Source organism: Pseudomonas sp. NPDC087697 (assembly GCF_044743155.1).
In the GTDB taxonomy this organism is placed as follows: Bacteria; Pseudomonadota; Gammaproteobacteria; order Pseudomonadales; family Pseudomonadaceae; genus Aquipseudomonas.
On the sequence record NZ_JBIUVW010000080.1, the window covers coordinates 1 to 6,893 of the forward strand.

6 protein-coding genes are annotated in these 6,893 nt (G+C 59.0%); all 6 read right to left on the reverse strand.

Going from position 1 to position 6,893, the window contains the following annotated elements:
• Positions 1 to 127 precede the first annotated feature (127 nt).
• Positions 128 to 1,531: a transporter substrate-binding domain-containing protein gene (locus tag ACIPIN_RS28560; RefSeq protein ID WP_401124776.1), complete on the reverse strand. Its 1,404-nt coding sequence runs from the start codon at positions 1,529 to 1,531 to the stop codon at positions 128 to 130.
• Between the two features lie 119 nt (positions 1,532 to 1,650).
• Positions 1,651 to 3,060 (reverse strand): threonine synthase, encoded by a 1,410-nt coding sequence (thrC, locus tag ACIPIN_RS28565; protein ID WP_401124779.1) that lies wholly within the window; start codon positions 3,058 to 3,060, stop codon positions 1,651 to 1,653.
• A 104-nt stretch (positions 3,061 to 3,164) separates the two neighbouring features.
• Positions 3,165 to 4,469 (reverse strand): homoserine dehydrogenase, encoded by a 1,305-nt coding sequence (locus tag ACIPIN_RS28570; RefSeq protein WP_401124782.1) that lies wholly within the window; start codon positions 4,467 to 4,469, stop codon positions 3,165 to 3,167.
• 136 nt (positions 4,470 to 4,605) lie between these two features.
• Entirely contained in the window at positions 4,606 to 5,337 is a 732-nt protein-coding gene (locus ACIPIN_RS28575; RefSeq protein WP_401124785.1) for a DsbC family protein, read from the reverse strand.
• A 309-nt stretch (positions 5,338 to 5,646) separates the two neighbouring features.
• Positions 5,647 to 6,543 (reverse strand): site-specific tyrosine recombinase XerD, encoded by an 897-nt coding sequence (xerD, locus tag ACIPIN_RS28580; protein ID WP_401124788.1) that lies wholly within the window; start codon positions 6,541 to 6,543, stop codon positions 5,647 to 5,649.
• A 225-nt stretch (positions 6,544 to 6,768) separates the two neighbouring features.
• Positions 6,769 to 6,893: 50S ribosomal protein L19 (locus ACIPIN_RS28585; protein WP_401124791.1), on the reverse strand; the 125-nt coding region annotated here is incomplete at its 5' end.

Below are 6,893 nucleotides of genomic sequence, written 5' to 3' on the forward strand. Positions count from 1 at the left end.
CTGCCGCCTGCGCTGTTTGAGCAGCAAGCGGCCTAATGCTCCTACAGAGCGGTTCAAAAAAACTGAACCACAACACCGCAGGCTGCGATCTTTTGGGGCAGCCAACGCTTAACTGACTGGCATTACCCTAGGTGAGCCCCTGAGCAGGCGTCGTCTCGTCAGCCCTGCGTCGGTCAGGCTCATTGCGCTGTCTTCGATGAATCTCGGTCCAGCCGCCCACGACACCTCGCAGCAAACCCTCGGCGCTATAAAACGGTACCGTCCACTGATAAACATCTCTCACGCCACTTTTGAACGTCAGCTGGCGCTCGGCAAATAGGCTTTTCCGACTGCTGAGTTGATCCATGATTTCCGCGTGCAGAAGCTCGGCCGTCGAGGCGGGCAAAACGTCGACCTCTGTCAGGCGTTTTCCCTGCACCTGGTCGAAGCGGGTCGACAAGTACTCTTCATAGCTCTTGTTGCACATGATCAACCGCCCCTCCAGATCCCGTACAAACACCGGATCGGGCATGGCATCCATCAGGGCATGCTGGAACGCCAGTTGATCACCAAGCCCCTGCTCGGCTTTCAGTCGCTGCTTGATCTGCATGTTCAGACGCTGGTTCCACAGCAGTGAAATCAGCCCGAACAGACTTGCAAAAAAAACTCCCCAGCAACCCCACTGATAAAACCGCTGCCACAGCGGTGGCGGTTGCCTGGGCACCACACCACTGAGCCACTTCGAACGGATAGCTCGCAACTCTGCCGGAGGAAAGGCCTCGAGCGCCTTGTTGAGAATGCTCAACAGCTGTGGCTGCTGTTTGCGCAGTGCGAGATGGTCGGCCTCCCACATACCTTCGATACTTGAGCCGATCGCCAGTTGGCCTGCCGGGTAAAGATGGGCGCCCGTTTCGTTTTCAATGGTGACGTCGGCTTCGCCGCCTTCGACCAGGGCGCGTGCCTCGGCATAGGTTTTGACCGAGCGCAGCTCGATCTGCGGATAGTCACGGCGGATGCCTGCCTCCAGAGCATGTCTGGCCGGTAGCGTCAGAATCTTGCCTGAAAGGTCTTCTAACGAATCGACCGAAGCGGCCCCGGCCCGCCCGACGAACACCCAGCCAGCCCCACCAAAGGCATGGCTGAAATCCAGAAAGCCTTTGCGTTCTTCGTTCACCGCCAGCGTCGTGTTCATGTCTGCCCTGCCACTTTCCAGCAGCCCGAGCAGGTGTTCGGTCGAGAACGACTCTTCATGAACAAACTCCAACCCGGTCATCCGCGAAAGGCGTTGGAGAATGTCGTTGTTCAGACCGCTCCATTGACCGTGCTCATCCTTGAACAAGTACAACGGGAACTGCACCGACGCGACAATCACTCGCCGGTGCTCGGCAATCCATTTGAGCTCGTGAGCTTCCAGCTTAAGGCTGTCATGGGTGACGGGCGTCCTTATGTCCAAAGCGCCGAGTTGAGCCGCCAATGCGCAGTGCCCCAGTCCCAAGGCACTCAATAAAAACATCCAGCACAAGGCCGGCTTTAATCCAGTAAAAAACCACATGCCCACTTCCTTCACGTCCACTCACCCATCCTTGAGGGGCGAAACGACGACAAGTGTGCCATGCAGAAATGAGAAAGCCCGTCAGGAGACGGGCTTCAAAATGTGACAGGTTTTCCCGGTCAGAGTGGCTTGCCGCGGTTGCCATGCTGACTGACAAAGGCCTGCACGGCTTTCAGGTCATTTGGCAAAACTGTGCAGCGCTCATCTCGCTCGAACAAATCAGAAAGATGGGCAGGCAGTTCAAGCGCTTTTCCTACGCCGGCTTTTTCGACGGCCTCCGGGAATTTGACCGGATGGGCCGTTCCCAGAATCACCATCGGAATATCCAGGCTACGACGGCACTCACGCGCTGCCTTGACGCCGATGGCCGTGTGCGGATCGAGCAGCTCACCGGTTTGTTCGAAGACTTCAGCAATCGTCTCGCAGGTTTGCGCGTCATCCACGGCCAGCGAGTCGAAGAGCTTGCGGGCTTCGGTCCAGCGTTCCTGTTCGACGCTGAAACCGCCACCTTGCTTGAAGGTGTCCATCAGGCCGGCGATTGCTGCGCCGTTGCGACCGTGCAGGTCGAACAGCAAGCGTTCGAAGTTCGACGAGACCATGATGTCCATCGACGGCGACAGAGTCGCGTGCAGGGTTTCCTTGACGTACTGATTGCCGCTCATGAAGCGGTGCAGGATGTCGTTGCGGTTGGTAGCGACGATCAACTGGTTGATCGGCAGGCCCATGTTGCGCGCCAGGTAACCGGCGAAGATATCGCCGAAGTTGCCGGTTGGCACCGAGAACGACACCGAACGCGCCGGGCCGCCCAACTGCAGGGCTGCGTGGAAGTAGTAGACGATCTGGGCCATGATCCGCGCCCAGTTGATCGAGTTCACCGCCACCAGACGCGTGCCTTTGAGGAAGCTCTGGTCAGCGAAGCTCGCCTTGACCATTTCCTGGCAGTCATCGAAGTTGCCTTCGATGGCGATGTTGTGGATGTTCTCACCAAAAATGGTGGTCATCTGCCGACGCTGCACTTCGGACACGCGGTTGTGCGGGTGCAGGATGAAGATGTCGACGTTTTCGCAGTGCTTGCAGCCTTCGATGGCGGCCGAACCGGTGTCACCCGAGGTGGCGCCGACAATCACCACGCGCTCGCCGCGCTTTTCCAGCACGTAATCGAGCAGGCGACCGAGCAGTTGCAGGGCGAAGTCCTTGAACGCCAGGGTCGGGCCGTGGAACAGCTCCAGCACCCACTCGTTGCCGTTCAGCTGACGTAGCGGTGCCACGGCGTTGTGGGCGAACACGCCGTAAGTTTCTTCGAGGATTTTCTTGAAGTCGGCATCAGGGATGCTGCCAGTGACGAACGGGCGCATCACCCGGAAAGCCAGCTCGTGGTACGGCAGGCCGGCCCAGGAAGCAATTTCTTCCTGGGTGAAACGCGGCAGGTTTTCCGGCACGTACAGGCCGCCATCACTGGCCAGACCTGCCAACAGCACGTCTTCGAAATTCAGGGCCGGTGCCTGGCCGCGGGTACTGATATAGCGCATAAGATCAAACCTTTGGTTTGGGCTTCAAGCTTCAAGCCTCAAGCTACAAGTTAAAAGCGCCCTGGCTTTGGCTTGCAGCTTGCAGCTTGTAACTTGCAGCTGAATTAATTCAAGTGCTCGACGCGGATCCGTACGACCGGACCGACCACGCCAGCCAAAGCTTCGAGGGCGGCGATCGCGTCGTTCATGTGCTGTTCCAGCACACGGTGAGTCAGCAGGATCATCGGCACCAGACCGTCATGCTCTTCAACTTCTTTCTGCATGATCGATTCGATGTTGATGCCGCGCTCCGACAGGATGCTCGCGACCTGAGCCAGCACGCCCGGATGATCCTTGGCCTGGATGCGCAGGTAGTAGGCGCTTTCGCAGGCTTCGATCGGCAGGATCGGGTGGGCCGACAGCGAATCCGGCTGGAAAGCCAGGTGCGGTACGCGGTTTTCCGGGTCGGAAGTCATGGCGCGAACCACGTCCACCAGGTCCGCGATCACCGACGAAGCCGTAGGCTCCATGCCGGCACCCGCGCCGTAGAACAGCGTCGAGCCGGCGGCGTCGCCGTTGACCATGACCGCGTTCATCACGCCGTTGACGTTGGCGATCAAACGATCGGCCGGGATCAGGGTCGGGTGTACCCGCAGCTCGATGCCGCTGGCGGTGCTGCGTGCCACGCCCAGGTGCTTGATGCGATAGCCCAGCGCTTCGGCGTAGTTCACGTCAGCGGTGGTCAGCTTGGTGATGCCTTCGGTGTAGGCCTTGTCGAATTGCAGCGGGATACCAAACGCGATCGACGCCAGGATGGTCAGCTTGTGCGCCGCATCGATGCCTTCGACGTCGAAGGTCGGATCGGCTTCGGCGTAACCCAGGGCCTGGGCTTCGGCGAGCACATCTTCGAAGGTCCGGCCCTTCTCACGCATTTCGGTGAGGATGAAGTTACCGGTGCCGTTGATGATGCCTGCGACCCAGTTGATGCGGTTGGCCGACAATCCTTCACGAATTGCCTTGATCACCGGAATACCGCCGGCCACCGCCGCTTCGAAAGCGACGATCACGCCCTTCTCGCGGGCCTTGGCGAAGATTTCGTTGCCGTGAACGGCGATCAGCGCCTTGTTCGCGGTGACCACGTGCTTGCCGCTCTCGATGGCCTTGAGCACCAGTTCACGGGCCACGGTGTAGCCGCCGATGAGTTCGATAACGATGTCGATCTCGGGGTTGGTGGCCACCGCGAAGACATCGTTGGTAATGGGGGTACCGGTAATATCGCACAGGGGGTTTGGCGTGCGCATGGCAATTTGTGCCACTTCGATTCCACGCCCGGCACGACGAGCAATTTCCTCGGCGTTGCGCTGAAGTACGTTGAAGGTACCGCCACCGACGGTCCCTAACCCACAGATGCCTACTTTGACCGGTTTCACTGTGAACTCCCCATAAAACGGCCGACTCAAGGTCGGCCGTGGAAAACAGCCGCACAGCGTGCGGCTCTCTATTAATGGAACGCCGACTGCTGTCGCCGCTCCATGATCGTCAAAGGCTTACCGTGACGACGCAGGATTATTTCGCACCCAGTGCCAGTTTGGCGACTTGTGGTGCTGGCTGGTAGCCCGGAATCACTTGGCCATCGGCCAAAACGATGGCCGGTGTACCGTTCACGCCGATCGACTGACCCAGGGCGAACTGCTTGGAAACCGGGTTGGCGCACTTGGCAGCCTTGATTTCCTTGCCGTCGACCATTTTGTCCATCGCCGCTTTTTTGTCAGTGGAACACCAGACTGCCTGCAGTTGCTCATCACCCGGCGAGCCGAGGCCCTGGCGCGGGAAAGCAACATAACGCACTTCGATGCCCATTTTGTTCAATGCAGGCACTTCGGCGTGCAATTTGTGGCAGTACGGGCAGGTGGTGTCGGTGAATACAGTGATGTGGGTCTTGGTTTCGCCAATCGCCGGGTAAACCACGGTTTCAGCGACCGGAATACCGTTGATCAGCTTGGAGATACCCAGACGCTCGGCCTTCTCGGTCAGGTTGACCGGCTTGCCGTCCTTGAGCTGGAACAGGTAGCCCTGAACGATGTACTGGCCGTCGGCGCTGGCGTACAGCACGCGGCTGCCCTTGAGTTTGACTTCGTAGAGACCGGCCAGCGGGCTGGCGCCAATGGATTCGATCGGAGTGTCGAGCTGGAGGGTTTCCAGGCTTTTACGAATGGCTTTATCAGCCGCATCATCGGCGATGGCAAAGGTGCTGACCAACGCAATGGCTGCGGCGGCGAAAATCTGGGTCAGACGCATGAGAACTCCTGAAGGCGGACAAATGGGTCGGTTAGAACGCCCGTACTGAAACACCGGGTCATAACCGCCCATCGTGCAAACCCGTAAAGCCTATCACATAAGGCCCGCGTGGCCGACTGTGGCTGATGTAAGACACTTATTTGCTGGCCAGCGCGGATCTGCTCTTGTAGCAGCTGCCGAAGGCTGCGTTCGGCTGCGTAGCAGTCGTAAATCCTGTATTCGCGGTTTAACTGAAACACCGCGGCACCTGATCTCACGACGGCTGCGCCGCCGAACGCAGCCTTCGGCAGCTGCTACAGGGGGCTATGTTCAGCCGCGCGGATGGTGCTTGGCGTGCAGGTCTTGCAAGCGGGCACGTGCGACGTGGGTGTAGATCTGCGTGGTCGAGAGATCGCTATGACCGAGCAGCATCTGCACCACCCGCAGGTCAGCGCCGTGGTTGAGCAGATGGGTGGCGAAGGCATGGCGCAAGGTGTGCGGCGATAGAGACTTGCCAATCCCGGCGACCTTGGCCTGATGCTTGATGCGATGCCAGAAGGTCTGGCGGGTCATCTGCTCACCGCGCAGGCTAGGGAACAACACATCGCTGGGCCGCCCGCCAAGCAACTCACCACGCGCATCGCGCATGTAGCGCTCGACCCAGACAATCGCCTCCTCGCCCATCGGCACCAGTCGCTCCTTGCTGCCCTTGCCCATGACGCGCAGCACGCCCTGGCGCAGATTGATCTGCTCCAGTGTCAGGCTGATCAGCTCGGTGACCCGCAGGCCGCAGGCATACAGCACTTCCAGCATGGCGCGATCGCGCTGGCCGATCGCTTCGCTCAGATCCGGCGCGGCGAGCAAGGCTTCCACGTCCGCTTCCGATAGCGACTTGGGCAATGGCCTGCCGAGTTGCGGCATGTCGACGCGCAATGTCGGGTCGACAGCAATCAGCTTTTCACGCAGTAAATAGCGATAGAACCCACGCACACCCGAGAGAAACCGTGCAGTAGAACGGGGCTTGTAGTTTTGTTCGAGGCGCCAGGCCAGGTGATCGAGGATCAGCTCGCGCCCGGCGTTGATCAGCTCCAGCCGCTTCTCCTGCAACCAGCCGTTAAACAGGGCCAGGTCACTGCGATAGGCGTCACGGGTGTTATCCGACAGGCCTTTCTCCAGCCATAGAGCGTCGAGAAACTGGTCTATCAGTGGATGGTCGATGGCAGGCATAAAGGCTCAAGCAAGACACGCAGGCTTGAGGCTGCGTGCAAAAAAATACGGGACGTTAAAAATGACCACTAGTCTTTCATAGCCCACCATATCAAGGAACAGGGAGATAACGAGTTGAAACCCTCAAAGATCGCAGCCTGCGGCAGCTCCTACGGGGAGAGGAATAAATGACGGGCAACAAAAAAGCAGCCCTTAGGCTGCTTTTTTCTGCATCGGAAGCTGGACTTAAGCCAGTTTTTCCTTGATGCGAGCTGCTTTACCGGACAGGTCACGCAGGTAGTACAGCTTGGCTTTACGTACGTCACCGCGACGCTTAACGGCCATGCTGTCGATTTGCGGGCTGTAGGTCT